The sequence below is a fragment of the Nonomuraea sp. NPDC051941 genome, from assembly GCF_044593615.1.
This window is the reverse complement of sequence record NZ_JBIUCF010000017.1, coordinates 89607-112724: the sequence shown is the minus strand read 5'-3', so window position 1 is coordinate 112724 and position 23118 is coordinate 89607. Positions and strand designations below refer to the sequence as shown.

Annotated in this window: 14 protein-coding genes; 10 read left to right on the top strand and 4 right to left on the bottom strand. The window is 71.2% G+C overall.

Annotated elements, in window-relative coordinates; translation table 11 throughout:
• Window positions 1-12: 12 nt before the first annotated feature.
• From ACIHFD_RS27870 to ACIHFD_RS27835, 8 genes are all read left to right on the top strand, one after another.
• The gene (locus ACIHFD_RS27870; RefSeq protein ID WP_397369343.1) at window positions 13-1584 is read left to right on the top strand and encodes a DUF3502 domain-containing protein; all 1572 of its coding nucleotides are present in this window, start codon (window positions 13-15) and stop codon (window positions 1582-1584) included.
• Between the two features lie 2 nt (window positions 1585-1586).
• Window positions 1587-4469 (top strand): hypothetical protein, encoded by a 2883-nt coding sequence (locus ACIHFD_RS27865; protein ID WP_397369341.1) that lies wholly within the window; start codon window positions 1587-1589, stop codon window positions 4467-4469.
• A gap of 152 nt (window positions 4470-4621) precedes the next feature.
• The gene (locus ACIHFD_RS27860) at window positions 4622-6115 is read left to right on the top strand and encodes a glycoside hydrolase family 43 protein (protein WP_397369340.1); all 1494 of its coding nucleotides are present in this window, start codon (window positions 4622-4624) and stop codon (window positions 6113-6115) included.
• A 34-nt stretch (window positions 6116-6149) separates the two neighbouring features.
• The gene (locus ACIHFD_RS27855; RefSeq protein WP_397369339.1) at window positions 6150-6860 is read left to right on the top strand and encodes an alpha/beta fold hydrolase; all 711 of its coding nucleotides are present in this window, start codon (window positions 6150-6152) and stop codon (window positions 6858-6860) included.
• A 227-nt stretch (window positions 6861-7087) separates the two neighbouring features.
• Window positions 7088-8011: a substrate-binding domain-containing protein gene (locus tag ACIHFD_RS27850; RefSeq protein ID WP_397369338.1), complete on the top strand. Its 924-nt coding sequence runs from the start codon at window positions 7088-7090 to the stop codon at window positions 8009-8011.
• Window positions 8012-8248: 237 nt separating this feature from the next.
• The gene (locus tag ACIHFD_RS27845; RefSeq protein WP_397369337.1) at window positions 8249-12727 is read left to right on the top strand and encodes a hypothetical protein; all 4479 of its coding nucleotides are present in this window, start codon (window positions 8249-8251) and stop codon (window positions 12725-12727) included.
• Window positions 12728-13080: 353 nt separating this feature from the next.
• Window positions 13081-14580 carry an AbfB domain-containing protein gene (locus ACIHFD_RS27840; RefSeq protein WP_397369336.1) on the top strand — a complete coding sequence of 500 codons (1500 nt, stop codon included), beginning with the start codon at window positions 13081-13083 and terminating at the stop codon, window positions 14578-14580.
• 164 nt (window positions 14581-14744) lie between these two features.
• Complete coding sequence (locus ACIHFD_RS27835; protein ID WP_397369335.1) at window positions 14745-15644, top strand: hypothetical protein; 900 nt, start codon at window positions 14745-14747, stop codon at window positions 15642-15644.
• On the opposite strand, the gene ACIHFD_RS27830 is transcribed toward ACIHFD_RS27835, so the two are convergent.
• A complete protein-coding gene (locus tag ACIHFD_RS27830) occupies window positions 15630-17243 on the bottom strand; it encodes an SMI1/KNR4 family protein (protein WP_397369334.1) in 1614 nt (537 codons plus the stop codon). The two genes, ACIHFD_RS27835 and ACIHFD_RS27830, sit on opposite strands and share 15 nt — an antisense overlap.
• A 294-nt stretch (window positions 17244-17537) precedes the next feature.
• On the opposite strand from ACIHFD_RS27830, the gene ACIHFD_RS27825 reads away from it, so the two are divergent.
• Window positions 17538-18356, top strand: coding sequence for an MOSC domain-containing protein (locus tag ACIHFD_RS27825; protein WP_397369333.1), 819 nt, complete (start codon window positions 17538-17540; stop codon window positions 18354-18356).
• 39 nt (window positions 18357-18395) lie between these two features.
• Here ACIHFD_RS27825 and ACIHFD_RS27820 read toward each other — a convergent pair whose 3' ends face one another.
• Both ACIHFD_RS27820 and ACIHFD_RS27815 read right to left on the bottom strand, forming a co-directional pair.
• Complete coding sequence (locus ACIHFD_RS27820) at window positions 18396-19730, bottom strand: hypothetical protein (protein WP_397369332.1); 1335 nt, start codon at window positions 19728-19730, stop codon at window positions 18396-18398.
• Window positions 19731-19819: 89 nt separating this feature from the next.
• On the bottom strand, window positions 19820-20722 hold the full coding sequence (locus ACIHFD_RS27815) for a helix-turn-helix transcriptional regulator (protein WP_397369331.1): 903 nt from the start codon (window positions 20720-20722) through the stop codon (window positions 19820-19822).
• Window positions 20723-20835: 113 nt separating this feature from the next.
• Between ACIHFD_RS27815 and ACIHFD_RS27810 the strand changes: the two genes are divergently transcribed.
• On the top strand, window positions 20836-21534 hold the full coding sequence (locus ACIHFD_RS27810; protein WP_397369330.1) for an SDR family NAD(P)-dependent oxidoreductase: 699 nt from the start codon (window positions 20836-20838) through the stop codon (window positions 21532-21534).
• Window positions 21535-21590: 56 nt separating this feature from the next.
• Here the strand turns inward: ACIHFD_RS27810 and ACIHFD_RS27805 are convergent, their stop codons facing one another.
• Window positions 21591-23111, bottom strand: coding sequence for a multicopper oxidase family protein (locus tag ACIHFD_RS27805; protein WP_397369329.1), 1521 nt, complete (start codon window positions 23109-23111; stop codon window positions 21591-21593).
• Window positions 23112-23118: the final 7 nt, after the last annotated feature.

The following is a 23118-nucleotide window of genomic DNA, read 5'->3' as shown; positions in this document are numbered from 1 at the left end:
TCAGGAGTTACCGTGTCCCACCACCTCATGTCGCGGCGCCGCCTGCTGGCCACCGGCGGCGGCCTGTCCCTGGCAGCCCTCCTCGCCGCCTGCTCGGACGACTCCCAGAAGCCGCAGGCGACCGGCGGCGCCCAGAGCGCCGGCGCGCTCGCGCTGAGCCTGCTGCTCCCCGGCGACGTCCCGGCCGGCTGGGACGCCGTCCTGGCCGAGGTCAACAAGAAGCTCCAGGCGGACCTGGGCTTCACCATCAAGCCGCAGTTCATCCCGTGGACCAGCTACGGCCAGCAGGCGCTGCTCAAGTTCACCGCGGGGGAGAAGTTCGACACCGCGCTGCAGGCGCGCTGGCTCAACATGACCCAGCTCGCGGCCAGCGGCTCGATCGTCGAGCTGAGCAGCCTGCTGTCCAGCGGCAAGTACCCCAACCTGACCGCCACGATCGACCCGAAGATCATCGAGCTGAACCGGTGGAGCGGCAAGCTCTACGGCCTGCCCCAGATCAACTCGGTCGCCCGCTTCCACCACTTCAGCATCCGCCAGGACCTGGCGGAGAAGCTCGGCATGAGCGACATCACGGACTTCGCCGGGCTGGAGAAGTTCTGGTACGACGTCAAGCAGAAGAACAAGGACATCATCCCGATCGGGGTCAGCTCCCGGATGCCCAAGCTGCTGGTTGCGTGGAACCCGGTCGGCTGGCTCAACCCCTACATGTGGGACAACCCCACCATGAGCATCGCCTCCTTCACCGGTGACTCGCTCAACTTCGTCCTGGCCGCCGACGGCAAGCAGACCGGCTCGTCCAACCCGATCCCGTGGTGGGAGGCCCCGGGCATGGTGGACGCGCTGCGCAAGATCCGCAAGTACTACCAGGACGGGCTGATCAACAAGAACGCGCTCACCCTGGACTCGAAGGCGCTGGACTCCCAGTTCAAGGCCGGCCGCGTCGCCACCGGCTGGGCCATGACCGACGGCCTGTCCTCCACGGGGCTGTCCGAGCTGACCAAGAACGTGCCGGGCGCGATGATCGCGAACGTGATGCCGCTCAAGGGCGGCGAGAGCGCCAAGCCGTACCAGACGTTCCAAAGCGACAACTTCGTCGTGCTCAACGCCAAGGGCGAGAGCAACGAGAAGGCCATGCAGCTGCAGGACTGGGTGTCGATCAAGGAGAACCACGACCTGATCAACTACGGCCTCCCCGGCAAGGACTGGAACCCCGTCGGCGACGACAAGTACGAGCAGCTGTCCACCTACACCTTCCCCGGCTTCGCCCTCGCCTGGCGGGCCAAGCTGGAGCGCCGGGTCAAGGGCATGACGGAGTCCGAGGCCAAGTGGTTCGACTGGGCGCAGGACATCGACAACTTCACCGTCGACCCCTACGCCAGCTTCGTCCCCGACCCGGAGCCGATCAAGCGGGAGAACACCCAGGTCACCGCGGCCATGACGCAGTTCGCGAACCCGCTGTTCATCGGCGCCGTCGACGTCGACCAGGGGCTGGACAAGCTGAAGAAGGCGCTGGAGCGGGCGGGCCTGGCCAAGGTCCAGGCCGAGATGGCCAAGCAGGCCGACGCCTACCTGAAGGGCCAGTGACGATGGCGCTCCCCATCAGCCGGAGGACCGTGCTGGCGTCCTCCGGCGCGCTGGCCGCCGCCACGTGGTTATGGAACGGCGAGGCCGCCGCCGCCACGACGGGCCGTGAGGCCCCGCTGGACGTGGTGGTCTTCGGCGACGAGGCCTCCGAGAGCGCGCACGCCACCACCGCCGACCGGTCGGCGGTGGTGGCCGGGGCGCTCGGCCGCTCCGCGCGCGTGCTCAACCCGCAGGAACCCGCCGGGGTCTGGGGCGGCACGGTCTCCTTCACCGTCAAGTGCGCGCCGCGCGGCACCACGTACGTCACGATCAAGCTGTGGGGCGGCGACCGGGCCGCGAGCGAGGCCGACCAGTCCCGGCTCCAGCTCTTCTGCGCGGGCGCGCAGGTCGGCCACTACCACCTGGGAGCGGTCGACCCGCTGGACATCCTCAGCCAGGACGCCCACTCGCCGGGCCGCTTCCACTTCCACACGCTGCCGCTGCCCGAGGCGATGACCCGCGACCGCGAGCAGGTCACGCTGGAGATCCGGTCGATGGGCCGGATCTGGGGCTACGGGCAGAACGCGGCCGAGTTCTACCGCTCGATGGACAAGCCCAGCCGCCCCTTCTATCGGATCTACACCCATACCGAGCCGTACTTCCCCGGCGACGGCATCCAGGGGCCGGCGCCCGACGCGCCCGTCCGGCCCGCGCCCGGCCCCGAGGTGCTGGCCGACATCAAGGCCAGGGTGCTGCGCGAGCACCGCAACTGGCTCGACGGCAACCCCGCCTCGCTCGACTCCTGGGCCTTCCAGGGGCTGGCCGAGGGCTACTTCTGGCCCGAGAGCCCCGCCCACCGGTCTGCGGACGCGATCGACCAGGTGCTGGCCGCCATCGACGCCCGCTACACCAAGTGGCTCACCGACCCGACCGTGCTGACCGCCTCCGACCAGCAGTGGGAGGGCTTCGCCAAGGTCGGCACGGCGCTCCTGCTGCTCCGCGACGTCCTGGGCGACCGGCTGGAACGCCCGGTCGGCGGGCGGCCGGTGGGCGCGCCCAACCCGGGCTTCGAGCGCGGCGGCACGGCCCCCGCCTCCTGGAACACCGCCCGGTGGGCCGGCACGGCCACCTGGCTCTGGGACGACACGGTCAAGCGCGGCGGCTCGCGTTCGGTCAAGGTCACCGTCGCCGCCGGGGCCGCCGCGGGCTGGAACACCGCCCAGAACCGCACCCTCATCGGCCAGGGCCGGCACCGCTACGGCGTCTGGGTCAGGACCGAGGACGTCGTGGCCCCGGGCGCCTACCTCGACGTGCTCTTCTACGACGCCGCCGGGAAGATCGTCGGCACCGACAACAAGTTCTACGCCCCGGCCGGCACCCGGGACTGGACGCAGATCACCGCCGAGCTGACCACCCCGGCCACCGCGGTCGAGCTCCGGCTGGACGTCCGCGTCGAGGGCGGCGGCACCGCCTGGTTCGACGACGTCGAGGTCACGCCGCTGGACGGGGCCACCCCGCCGGTCCAGGGCGATCTTCCGGTACGGCGGGACGCGTACACCAGGATGCTGGCCGAGTCGATCTCGTACTGGCGTCAGCACATGCCGCACTACAGCAACCAGACGATGATCTGCGCGCTCGGCATCTACCGCTGCAACCGCGCCCTGATGCTGATAAATCCGGAAAAGGCGCCGCTCGCCGAGGAGAAGGCCCGCGACTACATCCACCAGTCCGTCGGCCTGAAGCCCTTCTTGGGCCGCGAGGACGCCTCCGGCACCCCCAGCAAGATCCTCGGCGAGCACTTCCACCAGGTCACCCGCAAGGGCCTGACCAGGGAGCTGGGCTACGTCGGCAACTACGGCGAGGTGACCGACTGGCTGGTCCTGCTCTACGAGGCCGTCACCCGCTTCGACGGCGTCGAGGACGCCGAGCTGAAGGCGCACCTGATCAAGATGATCAACGCGCGGGCCGTCTTCCGCTACCCCGAGGTCGACAACGACGGCTACCGCACCATGCGCATGGAGGCCGCCGTCGGCTGGCGCGACGACCACTATCCCGGCGACGTCGTCTACGCCCAGCGCCTGGCCTGGGACGGCCACCCCGCCATGGCCGCCGCCGTGCTCGGCGACCCCGCGATCGCCGGGCACGCCCAGCGCATGATCGCCGACAACCAGTTCTTCGGCCACCTCGACCTGCTCCTCACCAACACCTGGCCGCGCGTGGGGCTCAACGCCCTGCGCCTCGTGCAGCGCGACTGGCCCGCCTTCCAGGCGCTGCCGGCGAGCGGCACGCGGTTCCCCATGGACTGGGACGCCCCTGCCTTCGTCTTCTCCGACGAGGAGAACGGCGTCGTCGCGATCAAGAACGGCAAGGAGATCCTCTACGCCTCCCTCTACTGGCGCGCCCGGCAGGCCGTCAACGACCTGGCCCGGGTCCACCACATCACCCCGGACACCCACCGGGTCGCCACCGTCCGGCAGCAGTGCCAGGTCACGCCCACCGGCGACACCTGGACGGAGGCCGACTGGGTCTGCTTCTCCTTCGCCATCAACGACCCCGCCGCCTCCCACATCCCGCCCGGCGGCTTCCCGCCCCCCGGTCCGCAGGTCCACCAGGCCTTCGCGGGCGAGGTGCTCAAGGTCGGGCCGCATCCTGCGGACGTCCCGGACCCCGCGCTCGGGGTGGACTTCCCGGGTGTGGAGAAGCTCTTCGTCGGGAAGGCCCAGTTCTACCGCTGTTCCTATGGCCGCTACCTCATCGGCATGAACACCTCCGAGGACCGGCCCCGCCGCCTGCACACCACCGGCCCCGGCCACGCCCGTGACCTCGTGACCGGCCGCCGCGTCCGCCTGGGAACCCCGATCGAGGTCGCGCCCCTCAGCACCGTGGTGCTCTTCCTGGAGGACTGATGCGCTCCTTGCCCGGCCCGTCGCGCCCCCTGGGGCGACGGCGTCCGGGCCGGGATCATCTCGCTGATCGACCAGACCGTTACCGTTGTTCACCGTGCCTCGGGCCTGCGCCGAGAAGTTGAGCTTCCTGCTGGAAAGAGTGTGGAGATCGTATGATCCGCAATCCCGTCCTGCCCGGTTTCGACCCCGACCCCTCGATCGTGCGGGTGGGAGAGGATTACTACCTGGCCACCTCGACCTTCGAGTGGTATCCGGGCGTCCGGGTGCACCACTCCCGTGACCTGGTCAACTGGCGCCCGCTGGGCGGCGTCCTGGCCGGGCGCGAGCTGCTCGACCTGTCCGGCGTGCCCGACTCAGGGGGCGTCTGGGCGCCCGACCTGACCTATCACGACGGGCTGTTCCACCTGGTCTACGGCGTGATGGACAACTACGCCCTCGGCTACAAGGACATCGCCAACCACCTGATCACCGCGCCCTCGATCGAGGGGCCGTGGTCCGACCCGGTCCGGCTGCCGGGCCGCGGCTTCGACGCCTCCCTCTACCACGAGGACGGCCGGAGCTGGCTGCTCAACATGGTCTTCGACTCCCGGCCGGGCCGCGGGTTCGCCGGGATCGAGCTGCAGTCCCTCGGCGGCGGCAAACCCGAGCTGATCCTGCCCAACCGCAAGGTCACCGAGGGCCCGCACCTCTACAAGATCGACGGCTGGTACTACCTGATGGTGGCCGAGGGCGGCACCGGCTACGAGCACGGGGTCACGGTGCTGCGCTCCCGCTCGATGTCGGGGCCGTACGAGGAGGACCCGGCGGGGCCCATGCTCACCTCGCGTCACGACCGGAGCCTGGAGCTGCAGAAGGCCGGGCACGGCTGCCTGGTGGAGACGCAGACGGGGGAGTGGTACCTGTCCCACCTGATGGCCCGGCCGTACCACAACGGCAGGTGCGTGCTCGGGCGCGAGACCGCGCTGCAGCGCGTGACCTGGGAGGACGGCTGGCCGCGCGTGGCGGGCGGCGTGCCCGCCGTCGAGGTGGCCGCCCCCGAACTGCCCGCGCACCCCTGGCCGGCGAACGAGGGCTGGAACGGCGGCTCGCCGTCCCCCGGCGGGCTCGGGCCGGACTGGAGCACGCTGCGGCGGCCCGCCTCGCCCGACTGGCTGACCGCGGACCAGGGCGGGCTCACCGTCCAGGGCGGTCAGTCCCCGTACGGCCTGCGCACCCCGAGCCTGGTCGCCCACCGGGTCACGGACCGGAAGTGCTCCCTGGAAACGGTCATGCGGTTCGAGCCGGACAGCGTCCACCAGTGGGCGGGCATCGTCGCCTACTACAACTCGCGCAACTGGCATTACCTGGCCGTGACCGCCGACGGCCTGGTGCTGACCAGCAGCGACCAGGGGACCCGCACCGAGCGCCTGCTCGGCCCCGTGGGAGGCGAGGTCGAGCTGCGCGTGGAGTTCGACGGGCCGGTCGTGCGCTTCAACCACGGCCCGGACCTGGACGCCACGATCCTGTCGGACGAGCACGCCGACGAGTTCATCGACGGGAAGGTGCGGGCCTTCGGCTTCACCGGCGCGTTCGTGGGGTTCTGGGTGCAGGACCTGGCGGGAGAGGGCTGCTCGGCGCGCTTCGAGCAGATCAGCTACCGCACATGAGCAATACCGGTCTCTTCAACACCTCGGGCACCTCATGAGGGTGCACGTCGAGACCTGGGGCCAGGTCGGCCCGCCGCTGCTCCTGGTGCACGGCTGGGGCGGCGACCACCGGCTGTGGCGCGGCCTGGACTTCGGGGGCCGCCGGGTCATCGCCCCCGACCTGCGCGGCCACGGCCGCTCCCCGGTCCCGGCGACCGGGTACCGGCCCGTCGACCTGGCTCGCGACCTGGTGCCGCTGCTCGACGAGCCGGTGCTGGCCGTCGGGCACTCCATGGGCGCCCAGGTGGTCACCGCGCTGGCGGTCGAGCACCCGGAGCTGGTCAGCGGGCTGGTCGTGGTCGCCCCCGCCTACGGCGCCGACGAGGAGGAGGAACGGCTCATTCCCGGGCGCCTGGCGGGGTTGCGCGCCGACGGCGTGGCCGCGGCGCTGCGGCAGCTCGGGCCGCTGCCCGCGCCGATCACCGGGCAGCTGCTGGCCACGCCCGGTCATGTGCTGGCCGAGTGCTACGCCGGGATGTACACCGTGCCGGGTGCGTTCGGGGTGCGGCGGGAATCCGAGCGATATCTGGCCAGACGGGCCTGTCCGGTGCTCGCCGTGCACAATGTGCCGGAGGCCGCGCGGTGGGAGGCGGGTCTCCCCGGACACCCGCGATCCAGGACCGTGGTGTGGCCGGATGCCGGGCATTTCCTGCACGTGGAGCATCCGGCGACGTTCGTGGAACTGGTGGCCGGCTGGGACCACTGAGTCTCCTGGGGTTCGCGCCGTCGCCGTGATGACGGTCTCACAACTCGGGTTCGGCAAACGTGAAGACCATCACATACACTCTGACCAGCGGTTACGTGGTGGCCGTTCGTGCCGCCGCCCGGCCTCAGCGCAGCGGCCGGGCGGTCACGGGTGCGTGTGGAGCGCGCTCGCCGCCCGCGTCGGTGCCCTTTCGCAGCGGGGCTGAAGCCCAACGAGAAGATATGATCATGCGAAGTCTCGCGTTCGTCATTGCCGGGGTCGCGCTGGGCGCGGCCGCCTGCGGCGTGCCCGCCAACGGCGACGACACGGAGGGGCTCACCATCGGCCTGTCGGTCTCGACGATGAACAATCCGTACTTCGTCCAGTTCCGTGACGGGGCGGAGGCGGCCGCGCAGCGCTTCGGGGCCAAGCTGGCCGTCGCCGACGCCCAGAACAACGCCTCCCGGCAGGCGACGCAGATCCAGGGCTTCACCAGCCGCAAGCTCAAAGCGGTCATCATCAACCCGGTCGACTCCAACGCGCTCGCCACGGAGGTCAGAGCGGCGAACCTGGCCGGCATCCCGGTGATCGCGGCCGATCGCGCCATCAACCACGCCTCGGTGGCGCAGACCCTGACCTCGGACAACCTGGCCGGAGGCAAGCTCGGTGCGCAGGAGCTGGCCAAGCAGATCGGCAGGAAGGGCGAGGTGATCGTGCTCCGCGGCACGGCCGGCACCTCCGCCTCCCGGGACCGCAGCAAGGGCTTCACCGACGGCATCGCCGCGTACCCGAAGATCAAGGTCGTGGCCGCGCAGCGGGCCGACTTCGACCGGGCCAAGGGCCTGAACGTCATGACGGGCCTCATCCGGTCCCACCCTGGCCTCGACGGGGTGTTCGCGGAGAACGACGAGATGGCGCTGGGCGCGATCCAGGCCCTGGGGCCGAAGGCGGGCCACGTCAAGGTCGTCGGCTTCGACGGCACGCCTGACGGGATCAAGGCGGTGCGGGCGGGCAGCATGGCCGCCACGGTCACCCAGCAGCCGCGCCTGATCGGCTGGCAGGCGGTGCAGGACGCCATCAAGGTGGCCAAGGGCCAGACGGTCGCCAAGACGGTGGCGGTCCCGGTCAAGCTGGCGACCAAGGAGAACGCGAACGAGTTCTGGACCTTCTGAGCCAGCGAGCGTAGTTAACGGTACCTATCAGAGTGCGCTCAGCGTAAACGCGGCCCCGTCGGGTCGGCAAGAGGGGAAAGCGCATTCCTGGATTTCCGGCCGTCCATCATGCCCTTGACCTGGTAAAACGTCGGGCTTGAACTGATCGCTTATGTAACGCCTGGGTAACGGGTTCTTGTCGGGCATCTCACTGCGGCCTAATCTCCGGGGAGAACGTTTTCTATCGGGAGATCCGCCATGCTCATACGGCACCGGTTAGGCGGCCCGCTCGCCGCGATCCTGCTGCTGCCCTTCCTCGCCGCGCCCCCCGCGATGGCCGCCCCTCTGCCCGCCGGACACGTGGACGTGGTCACGTTCGGCGACACCGAGTCCGAGAGCGCGCACGCGCTGCAGGCGGCCTCCACCGCGGTGGTCGAAGGGGCGCTGGGGGAGCCCGCCCGCGTCGCCAAGCCGACCTCGCCGCCCACCGTCAAGGGCGGTGAGCTGCGGTTCAGGGTCGCGGTCGATCCGGTCGCGCAGAACTACTTCACGCTGAAGTTCTGGGGGAGCGACGTCTCGCCCTACAAGACGATCGCCTACGTCAACGGCGAGCAGATCGGCTACCGGCGCTCGGGCGACTACGAGGCGATCAACCTCGGGTCGAGCAAGGCGCTGCCGGGCCGGTTCTACTACAACACGATCATGCTGCCGCTCGGCCACACCCTGGGCCGGCGGGTCGTGGAGATGACCGTTCGGACGTACGACGCCGGGTTCGCCCAGCCCGTGACCGCCGACTCGCGCGGCTACTACCGGGCCTACACGCACACCACCGCGTACCTGGACGTCTCCGGCGAGAAGCAGGGGACGGTCACCCCGGACACCACGCCCGCTCCCGGGCCGGCCGACGCCGAGAAGCAGGCGATGGTCGACCGCTACCGGAAGAGCCAGATCGACCTGTTCAACCAGTACAGCGGGCAGCTCGACGCCTCGCCGACGGCGAAGCTGTCGATCGTCCGCTACCAGGACGACCTGCGCTTCTACGCCTCGGCGCTGCTGGAGCCGTGGACGCCGGCGAATACGCCCGAGCTGAAGAAGGCGGCGCTGGGACGGCTGTTCAAGGCGATCGACAACCACGTCAAGGACTACTACGCCGACACCCGGCTGCTGCTGCGGGGCGGCCACCAGGGCGACTGGGGCGGCTACTACGGGGCCCTGGGCGAGGCGCTGTACATCGTGGAGAACCTGATCCCCGAGGTGTACGGCACGAAGGAGTTCGAGGCGTTCCTGGACGAGCCCTTCGTCACCGGCACGCAGGACGGGCCGTCCTCGCTCAAGGGCGTGGACTGGGACGGCGGGGAACTGTCCCGGCGCGAGGCGTACGAGCGGGTGCTGAAGGCCAACTTCGACTTCGCCCGCGCGCGCCTGTCCTACATCTACAACCAGGTGATGTACACCTACGAGGGCGCGTGGGAGGCGCACGAGGGCCTGCGGGTGATCGGGTCGCGCTTCTACGAGGGCAAGGCCAGGAGCCACCGGATCCTGCTGGAGGCGCTCGGCGTCGAGCCCTTCCTCGGCGAAGAGGTGCTGGTGGGGCCCGACGGCAAGGACCTGGACCTCTACCACTCGCTCTTCTACCACGACACCACCGCCCGCTTCACCGACGACTTCGCGCAGATCGTGGGCAAGGGCCTGGCCAGGAGCAAGCTCGGTCCCGACGGGGGCGTGGTGCGCCGCCTGCCGTACGGCGAGCACTACACCGGCATCACCAAGGCCGGCCTGACCAGGGAGAACACCTTCGTCGCCAACTACGGCGAGGCCACCAACTACCTGCCGGAGTACTTCTTCCGCACCTGGGGCCACCAGGGCGACGAGAAGCTCAACGACGAGATCCTCAAGCTGGCGCTGAAGAACCTGCACGCCCGCGGCTTCACCCGCTACACCGGCACGGACGACAACGGCAAGCGGGTGGCCCTGGCGGAGATGGTCGTGGACGAGCGCAACACGAGCTACCCGGGCTGGCCCGCCTACGCCCTGCGCAACACCGAGGGCCGCACGATGGAGTACGTCACGCTGGACAAGCACATGTCCGAGCACGCCGAGCGCTACGCGGGCGCGGAGTGGGAGCCGTACCGGCGCTACGCGAACGAGGCGGCCGGGTTCGTCCAGCAGCAGATCGCCGACAACCAGTACTTCAACACCTTCTCCTCCGTGGAGGCGAAGCGGAAGTACGACATGTGGCTGCCCGAGACCTACGCCTACCTGCGTGCCCGTCCGGCGGCCGGGGCCGTGCTCCCGCAGACGGACTTCGCCGCGTACACGCCCGCGGAGCTCGCCGCCCTGGGCGTCGACCCGGCCCGCTACGAGCGGTTCGCGTTCGCGGACGTGGACGACATGTTCGTCTCCGTACGCGACGGCGACACCCGGATCTTCGGCTCGCTGTTCGAACGGCAGCGCGGCGTCGCCGGCAACGGGCGGCTGCACGTCCTGGACAAGGACCACCACAACGTCGTGCAGATCGCCACGGACACGCAGTTCGCCTACCGCGACTACAACCTGCGGATGGACAACATCGACGTCGACTTCATGGAGGACCAGCAGAAGGGCGACGGCGGCCTGCCGCAGGCGCTGGCCGGTGAGATCCTGCCCGCGGCCTACCAGCCGGGCGTCGGCACCGTGCGGCGGGAGAACTACGAGTTCGACACCCCCTACTCCGGATACGCGGACTTCCTGACCGCCCGCTACGGGAACTACGTGTTCGCCTTCAACACCACCCGGGACGACCACGGCAACAAGCGCTCGTTCTCGCTGGACGTGCCCGGCGACGCGGTGGACCTGGTCTCGGGCAGGAGGGTGGCCGGGGGCGCAGTGAGCGTGCCGCCCGAGACCGCGATGGTGCTGAGGCTGGACGGCGCAGTGGCCGAGCGGCCGAAGCCGCACCACGTGGACTTCGTCCAGGCGCTGCGCGACCGCGACGGCGTCACCCTCACCTGGAAGCCCGCCGCCGGCGCCGAGTCGTACACGATCAGGCGCGACGGCAAGGTGGTCGCCACCGGGGTCCGCGGCACGACGTACGAGGCCGGCAGGCAGTCCGGCGCCTACACCGTGACCGGCGTGAACCGCCACGGCTCCGGCTGGGCCTCGCAGGCCGTCCAGGCGCCCGCCGCGCCGGTGGACCGCGTCGGCGAGGTCGCGGGCCGCGTCAAGGCGGACGGGCACCGCGTCGAGCTCACCGGAGGCGACGGCAAGGGCCTCGGCGACGGCGACGACTACTACGTGGACAAGCGTGACATCAAGGACACCCTGCTGTTCTCGAACGAGGTGCTCACCGGCAGCGGGTCGGTCAGCGCCCGGATCGAGCAGGCGCGGGGCCCGGCCAGTGGCGTGCTGCTCCGGGCCGACGCCCGCTACATCTACTTCGGCGCGGACGCCTCGGGCCGGCTCGTCCTGCGCAATCGCACCCGCGACTCCCGGCATGACTGGCAGGACGACCGGCGCAGCCCGATCGACGCCGGCATCCAGGGATACACCGCGGCCGAGTACCCGTTCGTCAAGCTCGTACGCGATGCCGACGCCCAGATCGTGCGGGCGTGGGCGAGCAAGGACGGCCTGTCGTGGTCGTACGTGGCGGAGCTGTTCACGCCCTTCCCCGAAGGCGTGTACGCCGGGGTCGCGGCGGCCACGGCGGCCACGTTCACCCACGTCACGGTGTCGCCCGACCGCGAGGGGACGCTGTACGCCCGGGTGGAGCGGGCCCGGGACCGGGTGACGCTGCGCTGGAGCAAGCCGGACGCCGCCACCCGGTTCACCGTCTACCGCAAGGACGGCGCGAGCGCCGCCTGGCGCCCGGTGCTGTCCAGCGCGCTGACCTTCGACTTCACCGACGAACCGCTGCGGCACGGCACCCGCTTCTACCGGATCGCGGCGATCGGCGCGGACGGCGCCGAACGGCCGGGCTCGGGCCTGCTGATGGCGACGGCCGAACCGCTCGCCACCGTGATCGTCGAGACGGAGAAGCTGCCCGCCGCCGACTACACCAAGGGCAGCTACTACGTGCTGACCCGGGCGATCGCCGAGGCGCGGGCGGGCGGCGACGAGGACGAGCTGATCGACCGGATCTACGCCGCCGTCGAGCAGCTCGTGCCGGTCGGCACGCTGCTGAAGAAGGTGACCGTCGAGCCGTCCATGGTGGAGGCGTCCACCGAACCGTGGGGAGGCGGCGGCACCAAGGCCCAGAACGGCTGGCGCGCCTTCGACGGCGACCTGGCCACCGCCACCGACACCACCACCTCGGCGGGCTGGATCGACGTGCGCCTGCCGGCGGCGGTGGCGCTGGACGCGGTCCGCTACCACCCGCGCTCCACGCACGTCACGCGGCTGAACGGCGCCGTGTTCAGGGGATCCGCCGACGGCGGCGCCACCTGGACCGACCTGCACACGGTCAGCGGGGTCGACGCGGCGCAGTGGTACTCCGTCCCGCTCCCGCGGACCGCGGCCTACCCGTGGCTGCGCGTCGCCTTCCCGTCGGGCAACGCCAACGTGGCGGAGATCGAGTTCCTGTCCATGAGCGACGACCGTACCCTGCTCGACCTGCTCATCGAGGAGGCCGAGGCCGTCGATCCGAGCCGCCGCACCCCCGAGCTGACCGCCGCGCTGGAGCATGCCCGCTCCGAGCTGACCGGTCAGGAGCAGATCGACGCCGCGGCCGAGCGGCTGCGCGTCGCCCTCGCGAGCCTGTGACCCCGTACCCTCCAACCCCCTAAGGAGAGGTCATGTCCGCACGCGCCCCCCACGTCACCCGTCGCGGAGCCCTCAAGACAGCGCTCAACACCGTGCTCGCCGCCGGCGCCGGGGGGGGGCGGGGGGGGGGGGGCCGCCCCCCCCCCCCCGGCCCCCCCCCCCCCCCGCCCGCCCCCCCCGCCCCCCCCACCGACCAGGCGGGAGGTTGTGAAGCCCGGGGCCGCCCCCCACCCACCCCCCCCAAACCCCGCGGCCCCCCCCGCCCCGGCCCCCCGCCGGGCGGGGCCCCCCCCGAGCCCGCCGCCGCGGCAAGCCACCCCGGCCTGCTGCACACGCAGGCCGACTTCGACCGCATGCGTTCGATGGTCAACGCCGGAGCCCAGCCGTGGAAGGCGGGCTGGGACCGGCTCGTGGCCAACTCCCACTCCCAGAGCACCTGGACGCCCAACCCGCAGGCGACGATCGTCCGCGGCGGCGACGGACAGAACTACGGGATCCTCTACAACGACATCCACGCCGCCTACCAGAACGCGCTGCGCTGGAAGGTCAGCGGCAGCACCGCGCACGGCGACAAGGCGCGCGACATCCTCAACGCCTGGTCGGGCACGCTCACCACGGTCACCGGCAACGCCGACCGGTTCCTGGCCGCGGGCATCTACGGCTACCAGTTCGCCAACGTCGCCGAGATCATGCGCGGTTACGGCGGCTTCGACCTGGCCCGCTTCCAGCGGATGATGCTCAACGTCTTCCACCCGCTCAACGAGAGCTTCCTGACCAACCACAACGACGCCTGCATCACCAACTACTGGGCCAACTGGGATCTGTGCTCCATGAACTCGATCCTGGCCATCGGCGTGCTCTGCGACCGGCAGGACCTCATCGACCGGGCCGTCACGTACTTCAAGACGGGCGCGGGCAACGGCTCCATCGCGCACGCCATCCCGTTCCTGCACAGCGGCGGGCTCGCGCAGTGGCAGGAGAGCGGGCGCGACCAGGGCCACACCATGATGGGCGTCGGTCAGATGGGCGCCTTCTGCGAGATGGCCTGGAACCAGGGCATCGACCTGTACGGCTACGACGGCAACCGGTTCGCCAAGGCGTGCGAGTACATCGCCAAGTACAACCTGGGCGAGGACGTCCCGTTCACCGCCTACACCTGGGGCACCGGCCAGAACTGCGCCCAGCAGACGCACACCGCGATCTCCTCGGCGAGCCGCGGCGAGGTGCGGCCCGTCTGGGAGACCGTCTACCACCACTACGCCGTCAGGCGCGGCCTGGCCATGCCGTACTCGGCCGCGTTCGTCGCCAAGGTGCGGCCGGAGGGCGGCGGCGGCGACTACGGGCCCAACAGCGGCGGCTTCGACCAGCTCGGGTTCGGCACGCTCACGCACGCCAGGGTCCCCGGCGCCGCCACCCTCCCGACGGGGACGACCAGGTCGCTGCGCTCGGTCAACTATCCCGCCCGCTACGCCAGGCACCAGAACGACCTCGGCTACCTGCACGAGGTGAGCGCCTCCAGCGACGCCCAGACCCGCCAGGACGCCACCTTCACGATCGTGACGGGGCTCGCCGCGCCGAACGGCTACTCCCTGCGCGCCGCCGACGGCCGCTACCTGCGCCACTCCGGCTGGCGGGCGCGCCTGGGCGGCGACGACGGCACCGCCGTGTTCAGGGCCGATGCCACCTTCTACGCCGTCCCCGGCGCCGCGAGCGGCTCGGTACGCCTCGAATCGAGCAACTACCCCGGCCGCTTCCTGCGCCACCGCGGCTTCGAGCTCTGGGTGGACGCCTACGACGGCACGACCGGGTTCCGCGACGACAGCTCCTTCACGGCCGTCACGGCCTGGGCCTGACCCCGTCACAGGCGGGCGGCGCCACCGACTGGGTGCCGCCCGCTAGGGGCTACTGAAGGTGATCACGTCCTTCCTTTCTGGTTGTTTCCGGGAGATCGGCGGATCTTCACCGCTACGATCCGGCTTTTCCGGCAGTAAACCCGAGAGAAAGAGAGCGGGCCCCTATGTGGATCGCATTGGGTGTGATCGTCGCCCTGGTCGCGGGCGTGGCTCTGTGGTGGAAGTTCCGGGATCCGCTCAGAGGCGAGGACTTCTACAAGTTCCACGTCGAACGCAAGTGGGCCTGGGAGCTCATCCTCGACGACGAGCAGGAGCGGGCCTTCATGGCCGGGCTCGAGGCGTACGACGAGGAGAGCACGGTCTTCCCGCACCGCGAGGCCGGCGCGCTGCGCGTCTACGACCCATCCATGATGCTCTCGCTGTTCCTGCTCACCGAGCAGTTCGCCGCGATGGGCCCGCAGGCCCTGGCCGACCCGGCGGGCGCCGTACGCCACCTGATCGACCGCGCCGCGCAGAGCGAGACCGGCGGCGTGCTGCACCTCGACGACGACTGGATGGCCCAGCCGGTCGACGGCATGGACAAGTACGACTTCACCAGCGCGATGATGAGCGCCACGCACGCCCAGGGCGTGGACGGCGGCGTCGGCGGCTACGGCGACGAGGACGGCGGCTACGGCATGCTCACCGTGCTCGTGGAGATGCCGCAGCACGTGGCGCGCATGTACGACGACGCCCACAGCCACGCCGCCCCCGGCGAGATCCGCAACCGGCTCGACGTCTACAAGGCCGTGATCGAGGAGCCGGAGCCCGAGTTCGTGGCGGGGCTGGAGAGCGCCGACGCCGAGCGCAGCCGCTTCACGAACACGCTGATGTACGACTACGGCCGGGTGCTCGCCGGATACCGGTCGATGCGCCCGCAGATGCCGCAGGCGCAGCCGTCCGACGTCATGTCCATGGTCATGGCGCGCATGCTGTCGGACAGCCTGCCCGGCATGACCTGGACCCGGCAGCCGTCGACCGAGCAGTACCAGCGCGCCCTGGAGCTGATCTCAACGAGAGGCTGACCCGCCGCGGGCGAACCGGCCCGCGAAGGTCCGCACGTCCGCCGACCTGCCCGCCAGGTCGGCCGCCCACTTGACCGCCGTTCTCAGCGACGGCTCCGGGGCGTGGTAGGACCTGTCGACCGACCACCACCAGGCCCGCTCCCGGGGCGGCTCGGCGGCCAGCTCGGCCGCCGCCAGCCCCGCCGGGTGGCCCGCCCGCTCCCAGAGCTCCTCCCACTGCGCGCGGCGCAGGCGCAGGTAGAGCAGGTTCTTGAGGTCGGCGAGCACGCCGAGGTCGTTGACGGTGGCCTCGGACAGGTCCAGCCCGTACAGGCGCGGGCACGACACGAGCGGCGCCAGGTCCACGGGGTTCGCGGTACGCAGCGTCAGCAGGCGCAGCGTGGCGTGGCCCGCCAGCGGCCACAGGTCGATCGCGTCCATGGCCAGGTCGAGCAGCTCCACCGGCGTGTCGCGGAGCGGGCCCAGGTCCGCTCCGGGCACGTTCTCCACGGTGATCTGCCACAGCGTCGGCGTCCCGCGCAGGGGCCGGAAGTCGGCCCAGGGAGCGTTCAGCACCGTCAGGCGTTCGATCCCCGCGCGCATGCCGCGCATGGAGGCCGCGTCGGCGCCGGCGACGACCAGCGCGCGAGGCTCCTCCTCCGGCTCCTCGGCGTCGATCCACAGCTCGCCCTGCTCGATCCGGTACGCGCCCGCCCGCAGCGCGGCGACGTGCCGATGCAGCAGGCCGGTCACCGAGTCGGCGACGTAGACCGGGCCGTCGTCGTGGTGCACACCCATGCGGATGACCTGGCCGGAGCGCCCGCCGGGCCCCGGCGCGAGATCCACGGCCAGGAAGTCGCCGCCGGTGCTGGTGGCGAACGGGATCCAGCCCGGGTGGTCCGACGCCCGGCGCACCGCCAGCCGTGGGCCGGTGCTCGTGATCAACGGGGTGCGCAGGTGGTCACGCCAGGCGCGGCCCGCGGCCCACCAGCGGTTCTCCGGGCGGCTCTGGCTCACCAGCCTCTCCAGGCCGAACCAGGGGTGCCGGTCCAGCAGTCCCTCGCCGCCGTCGCCGTCGATGTGCGCGTACAGGGCACGGAGGTCGTCGGGGAGCCCCATCGCGAGCTCGGCCCGGCGCGCCTCCGGCAGAGCGGGCGGTGGCGCGTACGTGTCCCGCCCCAGGATCCGGTCCCGCTCCCGTAAATAGGCGCCGAGCAGGGCGACCGCCTCCCGCGGGTCTCCCGCCTGCGTGGACTCCACCGGGCCCTTCTGGAACGCCGCCGGCTCGGCCGGGAGCGCGTGCCGGTCGAGCACGTACAGGAACCCGCCGCCGTGGGCACGCTCCAGCGACTCGCTGACCACCGCCTCGAACCGCCCCTTGGCCTCCACCACCAGCTCGACGGTCAGATGATCGCCGGCCGGCCCGGCCAGCGTGTGCACGGCGCACAGCTCGGCGTGCAGGTCCACGTCACCGCCGCCGGCGCCGGGCTCGTACGTCAGGCCGCTGTACCCGGACCCGCCGCCGCCGGTCGCGAACCCCCGCAATTCGGCCCGGCGCCACTTCGGGGGCGCCGCGGCCGCGATCTTCTCGGCCATGGAACGGAGTACGTCGTCGATCACGCGGCCTTTCCCCACCCGACTCGATCTTGTGAACGGCCGGATCCGCACCCGGTCGCTTTGTCGGTGATGATCTCTAATCTCCCGCCCATGACACAAGTGATCCCGTCACCCGCCTGGCAGGAGCTACGCGGCCTCGTCGCCGACGAACGGGCCGAACCGGTGTCCTCCCCCGTGGGTGTCCCGGATGCGGAAGCTCCTGGCGTCCGGGCATCGGCCCCGGACAGCGAGGGAGCGGCGGGAGTGGTGACATATTTGCCTCCTGACGGCCGTTACTGAACCGGATAAGCTTGGGCGGTGATCCTTGATCAAATCCTGATTTATCCGCTGAAATCGGGTCAGGGTTGGGCGCGGTCCGAGGCGGTCGTTCACCCCTGGGGCCTGGACGGGGACCGGCGGTGGGCGGTCGTCGACGAGAACGGCGACAACCTGTGGCTGGGCGAGTTCCCGCGCCTGGCGTCCGTCGCCGCGCACCCCACCGCCGAGGACGGCCTGCGGCTCGCGGCGCGCGGGATGGAACCCCTGACCGTGCCGCCCGCCACCGGTGCGGCCACTCGGGTCGGTTTCACCGGCCTGGACAAGGCGGTGCTCGCCGACGACGCCGCGCACGCCTGGTTCAGCGAGTTGCTGGGACGCCCGGCCCGGCTGGTGTGGCTGGACGACCCCACGCGGCGGTCGATCGACCCGGCGCACGGCGGGTTGCCGGGTGAGGTGGTGAGCTTCGCGTGGGACGCGCCGCTCCTGCTCATCTCGGAGTCGTCCGCGCTCGCCCTGGACGGGTGGCTGGCCGAGGAGGCCGCCAGGCACGGCGAGGATCCGCCCGGCCGGTTGTCACGGGTACGGTTCCGTCCCAGCGTGATCATCGAGGGCGCGGAGGCCTTCGCGGAGGAAGGCTGGCGCGAGGTGCGGATCGGCGACGTCCCCTTCCGGGTCTCGGAGATCTGCGACCGTTGCGCGGTGACGACGATCGACCCGGAGACCCAGGTGAAGGGCAAGGAGCCGCTGCGGACGCTGGCCCGGTACCACAAGTGGGACGGCAAGACCTGGTTCGGCATCCGCCTCGTCACCCTCGAACCGGGCACGATCCGGGTGGGCGATCCGGTCAGCGCCCGCTGACCGGATCGATCGCGCACCGTGGCCGGCGAGGTGCCGGTCTCAGCAGTCGAGGTTCGGGCAGTTCAGGGCGAGTACGAGGCGGTCGCTGTCGTAGATGGCGTCGTAATCGCCGCGGAACTCGTTGACCAGCCATATCTCTCCGCTGGCCGGCCAGTAGGCGACGTTCTGCGCGTTGCCCGGAGCGGTGGTCATGTAGTGGACGTCGAGCGTGGCGCGGTCGGCGGAGATCGTGACGCGGTGCAGGCAGGACTTGCGGTAATCCCCTGAGATGTTCGCCGTGCCGCCCGGCATGTAGGTGACGGCGGGCGCGCCGTCGGGGCACAGCCCGACGAGGACGCCCTTGTCGCCGGTGAACACGCCGCCCTGCAGCTCCCAGACCGGGCTGGTCCATCCCTCGGTGGGGTGGACGAGCCCGTCGGAGCCGGTCTTGAGCAGGGCGGTGGACGGGTCGAGGGGCCAGCGCAGGATCTTCCCGCCGGAGGCGCCCCTCTTGTACTCGACGGTGGTCAGGTGGTCGGCGCCGCTCCGGTCGAGCGAGACGCCGTTCAGGCAGGGCCTGGTCAGGTCGAGGCTGGCGCACACCGCCGGGGAGTTGAGCCGGTAGTAGCCGATCTGCGGCAGGGCGAAGCCGGAGTACGCCGCCGAGCAGACGCCGCTCACGCAGCCGACGTTCCCCGACGTGGTGGAGTTCATTTTCCAGAAGTGGGTGAGGTCGAAGACGCGGACCAGCCGGTCGCCGCCGGACACGTCCGGGTCGCCGCCGGTGACGAGGAAGAGCTTGTTGCCGTACCACGAGATGCCGTCGGCGTGGGTGGCGATCTCGTGGAAACCTTCGGCGGTGCCGTCGGGTTCGACCAGGACGACGTGGCGGTAGGGGGCTCCCGACATTCCGGCGGTGACGTCGGCGAAGGTGACCCTGGCGAGCCGGTTGGCTCCGTACTCGTGGGAGGCGCCGCTGCGCCAGCTCACCGCGACGATCTTCCGGCCGGCGCAGCCGTCGCAAGGCGGGTAGAGCACCGAGCCGTTCATGCCGTCGCCGCTGCCCGTGATCCCCTGCGGGAACCAGTTCGCGGTCGTGTCGTCGGTGGCGTTCCAGCAGAATCCGCTGACCGGAACGGAGACGTGGAGGTCGGTGGGGTGGCAGATCGCGCGGGTGGTGTAACCGCCGGCGATGACGGTGTCCATCCGCACCTTGGTCACCGGCAGCGTGGAGACCACCGCGTCACGCGCCGACATGGTCGAGGTGAACGCCAGCGGCCTGACCTGAGCCAGTTGCGCGGCCGTCAACGCGTAGCCGGTGGCCGCCTCGGCGGGCAGGGGGACGGCCAGCAGGGCGGTGAGGAGCAGGACCAGTGCGGCTAATCGCGTGACCACAGGTGGCCTCCGTCGTTATGAAGGTTTCCTGCATTACTAACATCAACTTAGGAGGCGGTCAACGACATAGGGGAGAAATCGGGGGGTACTTAGTGAGGGCTCCTCCTAATGTGTTCCTGTAGGTCGGCATCGTGGTTCGGGGCCGGTGGGCCGGCGATGGCGGTGAGGCGGAGCTTGGTCTCGTCCTCGCTGCCGGGCACGGCGGTCATGATGACGATCTTGAGCTCGGAGTCGCCGTCGGTCAGGATGTCGCAATCCACCGTGACGGGGCCCACCGACGGGTGGTAGATCGTCTTGTGGTCCTCGCGGTGCGCGGCCACCTCTCCGGTCACCCATAGCTCGGCGAACCTCCTGTTGCCCGCGTTCAGCTCGCGGATCAGCGTGGCCAGGCGGCCGTCCTGGGGGAAGCGGCCGGTGGCGCGGCGCAGGTCGGAGACCACGGCGGCGTCCGTGGCGTCGCGGTCCGCCTCGGTCACCGGCCACAGGGCGAGGTGCGCTGGGCCGGCGTCCACCGGAAACCTGTCGCGGGCGAAGTTGCGCAGCCGCGGCGGCGCGGCGGAGGGATCGCCCAGCAGGGCGGCCCACCCGCGGTTCCACCACACCAGTTGCCAGTCCGCCGCGAACACGGCGACCGCCACATCCCCGAGGCGGGCGAGCACCCGCTGCACGCCGGGCGGAAGATGGTCGGAGATCGCGCCGCCCGCCGGCGGTACGAGCTGGGCCAACCGGTACAGGTGGTCCCGCTCGGCGGTGGACAGCTGTAGAGCCCGCGCCAGTGACGCCACCACCGACGCCGAGGGTGTCGTGGCCCGCCCCTGCTCCAGGCGCACGACGTAGTCGACCGATACGCCGGCCAGGTCAGCCAGCTCTTCGCGCCGCAGCCCGGCCGCCCGGCGCCCTCGGGACACCGGCAGCCCGGCGGCCGACGGGGGCAGCCGATCCCGCCACGTGCGGATCATCGCGCCCAGTCCGGTCCCGGGTGTCGTCGACATGACCTCCATCCTCATGCATCCCGGTCGTGCGGGTGGGCGCGAGGGTGGTACCGGTCTTCCTACCGTCGAAGCGTCCCTGGTCCGCCTCCTTCGCCAAGACCAGTATCGAACGAATGACGATCACCTTCATCACCGGAGCCAACAAGGGCCTCGGCCGCGAGACCGCCCGCCGCCTGATCGAGTACGGCCACACCGTGCTCGTCGGAGCCCGCGACCGCGAGCAGGGCGAGGAGGCCGCCGCCGCGCTCGGCGCACGCTACGTCCCCATCGACGTGACCGACGACGCGTCCGTGGCCGCCGCGGCCGCGAACGTCGCCGAACACGAAGGCAGGATCGACGTCCTGATCAACAACGCCGGCGTCCACGGCCCCGTCGGCGACCCCGGCGACCTCACCGCCGCCGACGCCCGCGCCGTCCTCGACGTCAACGTCATCGGCGTCGTCCGCACCACCACCGCGTTCCTGCCGCTGCTGCGCCGCTCGGACGCCCCTGCGATCATCAACGTCAGCAGCGGCATGGGCTCCCTCGCTTTCACCCACGACCCCGGCCGGCCCGAGTCGCACGTCATCGCGCCGCTGTACACCTCCTCGAAGGCGGCGCTGACGATGTTGACCACGCAATACGCGAAGGGGCTCAAGGGCATCCGCGTCAACGCCGCCGACCCCGGCTACACCGCGACCGACCTCAACGGTCACAGCGGCCCCCAAACCGTTGCCGAGGGCACGGACGCGATCGTCGCCCTCGCCACCGAAGGGCCCGGCGCCGGCACCGGACGCTTCGTCTCCCGCCATGGCGAGATCGCCTGGTCCTGAAGCCGGGCCGTGCCGGGGTCGCCGCCAGCCGGCACCTGGTGCTCACTTATAGGGGCTCACTCGGGCTTGTTGCCGGCCGAGCCGCCGACCGTGAACCGGGTGGTGACTCCCTCGTACATCAGATGGGCCGTGAGCCCTTCGGAGGCGTGGGGCAGGTTGTGGCAGTGGTCCATCCAGACGCCGGGGTTGTCGGCGACGAACGCGATCTCGTACGTCTGGCCGATCCCGACCTCGAGGGAGTCCACCCACCAGGGGCTGCCGGTGGCGGCCACGCCGTCGCGCGTAAGCACCACCGCGTGGTGGCCGTGCAGGTGCATGGGGTGCGCCTCGCCGCTGTTGTTGGAGATGCGCATCCGCACCACGTCGCCCTCGGTCACGTGGAACATGGGCACGTCGGGGTAGAGGTGGCCGTTGATCGTCCACCACACTCCGGGGACCCCGTCGAGGAAGCCGGGGCGGCGGCCCACGTCGTACTCGAAGCGCCGGTCGGGCTTGGCGGGGTCGAACCCGAGCGGCGCCCGGGTGCCGTACGTGAGCGGGTCGAGCGTCGCCGCCGGCCGTGGGACCGGGGGCGCGTCGTACGACGTCGAGCCGAGCACGACGCCGGCGGGACCGCCGAGGTGGATCCGCACGGGGGAGCCGTCGGCGGGCATGGTGACCTCGAGATCGGCGCGTCCGCCGGCGGCCACCGCGACCGCCTGGTCCCGCACCGGCGCCGGCCCGCTGACCTCGGTGCCGTCCACGGCCACGAGCCGGTACGGCGCGCCGCTCACCCAGGCCGGCATGACGCCGTACTCGGTGTTGATCACCCGTACCCGGGTCCGCGCGCCGGGCGCCGCCCTGACCTGGACGTCGCCCTCGCGCCCGTTGACGGTGCGGATGCCGCCGTACAGGTGCACCAGCGCCACGACGTCTTTCACGCCGGCGGTTCTGGCCGGCGCGACGACCAGCGCGCCGAGCAGGCCGCCGCGGACCTGTTCGTGTGACATCTGGTGCGAGTGGTACCAGAAGGTGCCCGCGCGGTCGGCGACGAACCGGTAGGTGAACTCCTTGCCGATGCCAACCGCGTCCTGGGTGACGCCCGCGACGCCGTCCGCGGCGTTGGGGACGTCGACGCCGTGCCAGTGCAGCGTGATGCCACCAGGCACCGACTCGTTGACCAGCCGGACCTGGACCAGCTGGCCCTGAACGGCCTTGATGACCGGGCCGGGCGACTGCCCGTTGAGCGTGTAGCCGTCGAAGTCGCGGCCGGAGGCCAGCCGGAACCGCTGCTTGCGGGCCACCACGGTCATCGTGACGTCGGCCGGGCGGTCCGCGTCGGCGATCAGTTCCGTCACGTCGCGCCCGCCATGTTGAGCAGGAGCGTGGGTTGCCGCGCCTCCCATCGCATGCGCCCCGTGGTTCTGGGCGCCTCGCGGCCCGCCGCCGTAGTCCGCGTACCCCATGTCCATGACGGAGTACGCGGACGGCAGCAGGCTGGCCTGCCAGAGCCAGATCAGCGGCCCGAGCACGGCCGCCGTCGCGGCGCACGCGACGGCGGTGCGGACCCGGCCGCGACCCGGGCGGTTGCGACGCATGGGACGC

Excerpts from the sequence above, each read along its gene's own strand:
- ACIHFD_RS27865 (WP_397369341.1), top strand. The coding sequence starts at position 1,587 with ATGGCGCTCCCCATCAGCCGGAGGACCGTGCTGGCGTCCTCCGGCGCG.
- ACIHFD_RS27860 (WP_397369340.1), top strand. The coding sequence starts at position 4,622 with ATGATCCGCAATCCCGTCCTGCCCGGTTTCGACCCCGACCCCTCGATC.
- ACIHFD_RS27855 (WP_397369339.1), top strand. The coding sequence starts at position 6,150 with ATGAGGGTGCACGTCGAGACCTGGGGCCAGGTCGGCCCGCCGCTGCTC.
- ACIHFD_RS27850 (WP_397369338.1), top strand. The coding sequence starts at position 7,088 with ATGCGAAGTCTCGCGTTCGTCATTGCCGGGGTCGCGCTGGGCGCGGCC.
- ACIHFD_RS27845 (WP_397369337.1), top strand. The coding sequence starts at position 8,249 with ATGCTCATACGGCACCGGTTAGGCGGCCCGCTCGCCGCGATCCTGCTG.
- ACIHFD_RS27840 (WP_397369336.1), top strand. The coding sequence starts at position 13,081 with ATGCGTTCGATGGTCAACGCCGGAGCCCAGCCGTGGAAGGCGGGCTGG.
- ACIHFD_RS27835 (WP_397369335.1), top strand. The coding sequence starts at position 14,745 with ATGTGGATCGCATTGGGTGTGATCGTCGCCCTGGTCGCGGGCGTGGCT.
- ACIHFD_RS27815 (WP_397369331.1), bottom strand. The coding sequence starts at position 20,722 with ATGTCGACGACACCCGGGACCGGACTGGGCGCGATGATCCGCACGTGG.
- ACIHFD_RS27810 (WP_397369330.1), top strand. The coding sequence starts at position 20,836 with ATGACGATCACCTTCATCACCGGAGCCAACAAGGGCCTCGGCCGCGAG.
- ACIHFD_RS27805 (WP_397369329.1), bottom strand. The coding sequence starts at position 23,111 with ATGCGTCGCAACCGCCCGGGTCGCGGCCGGGTCCGCACCGCCGTCGCG.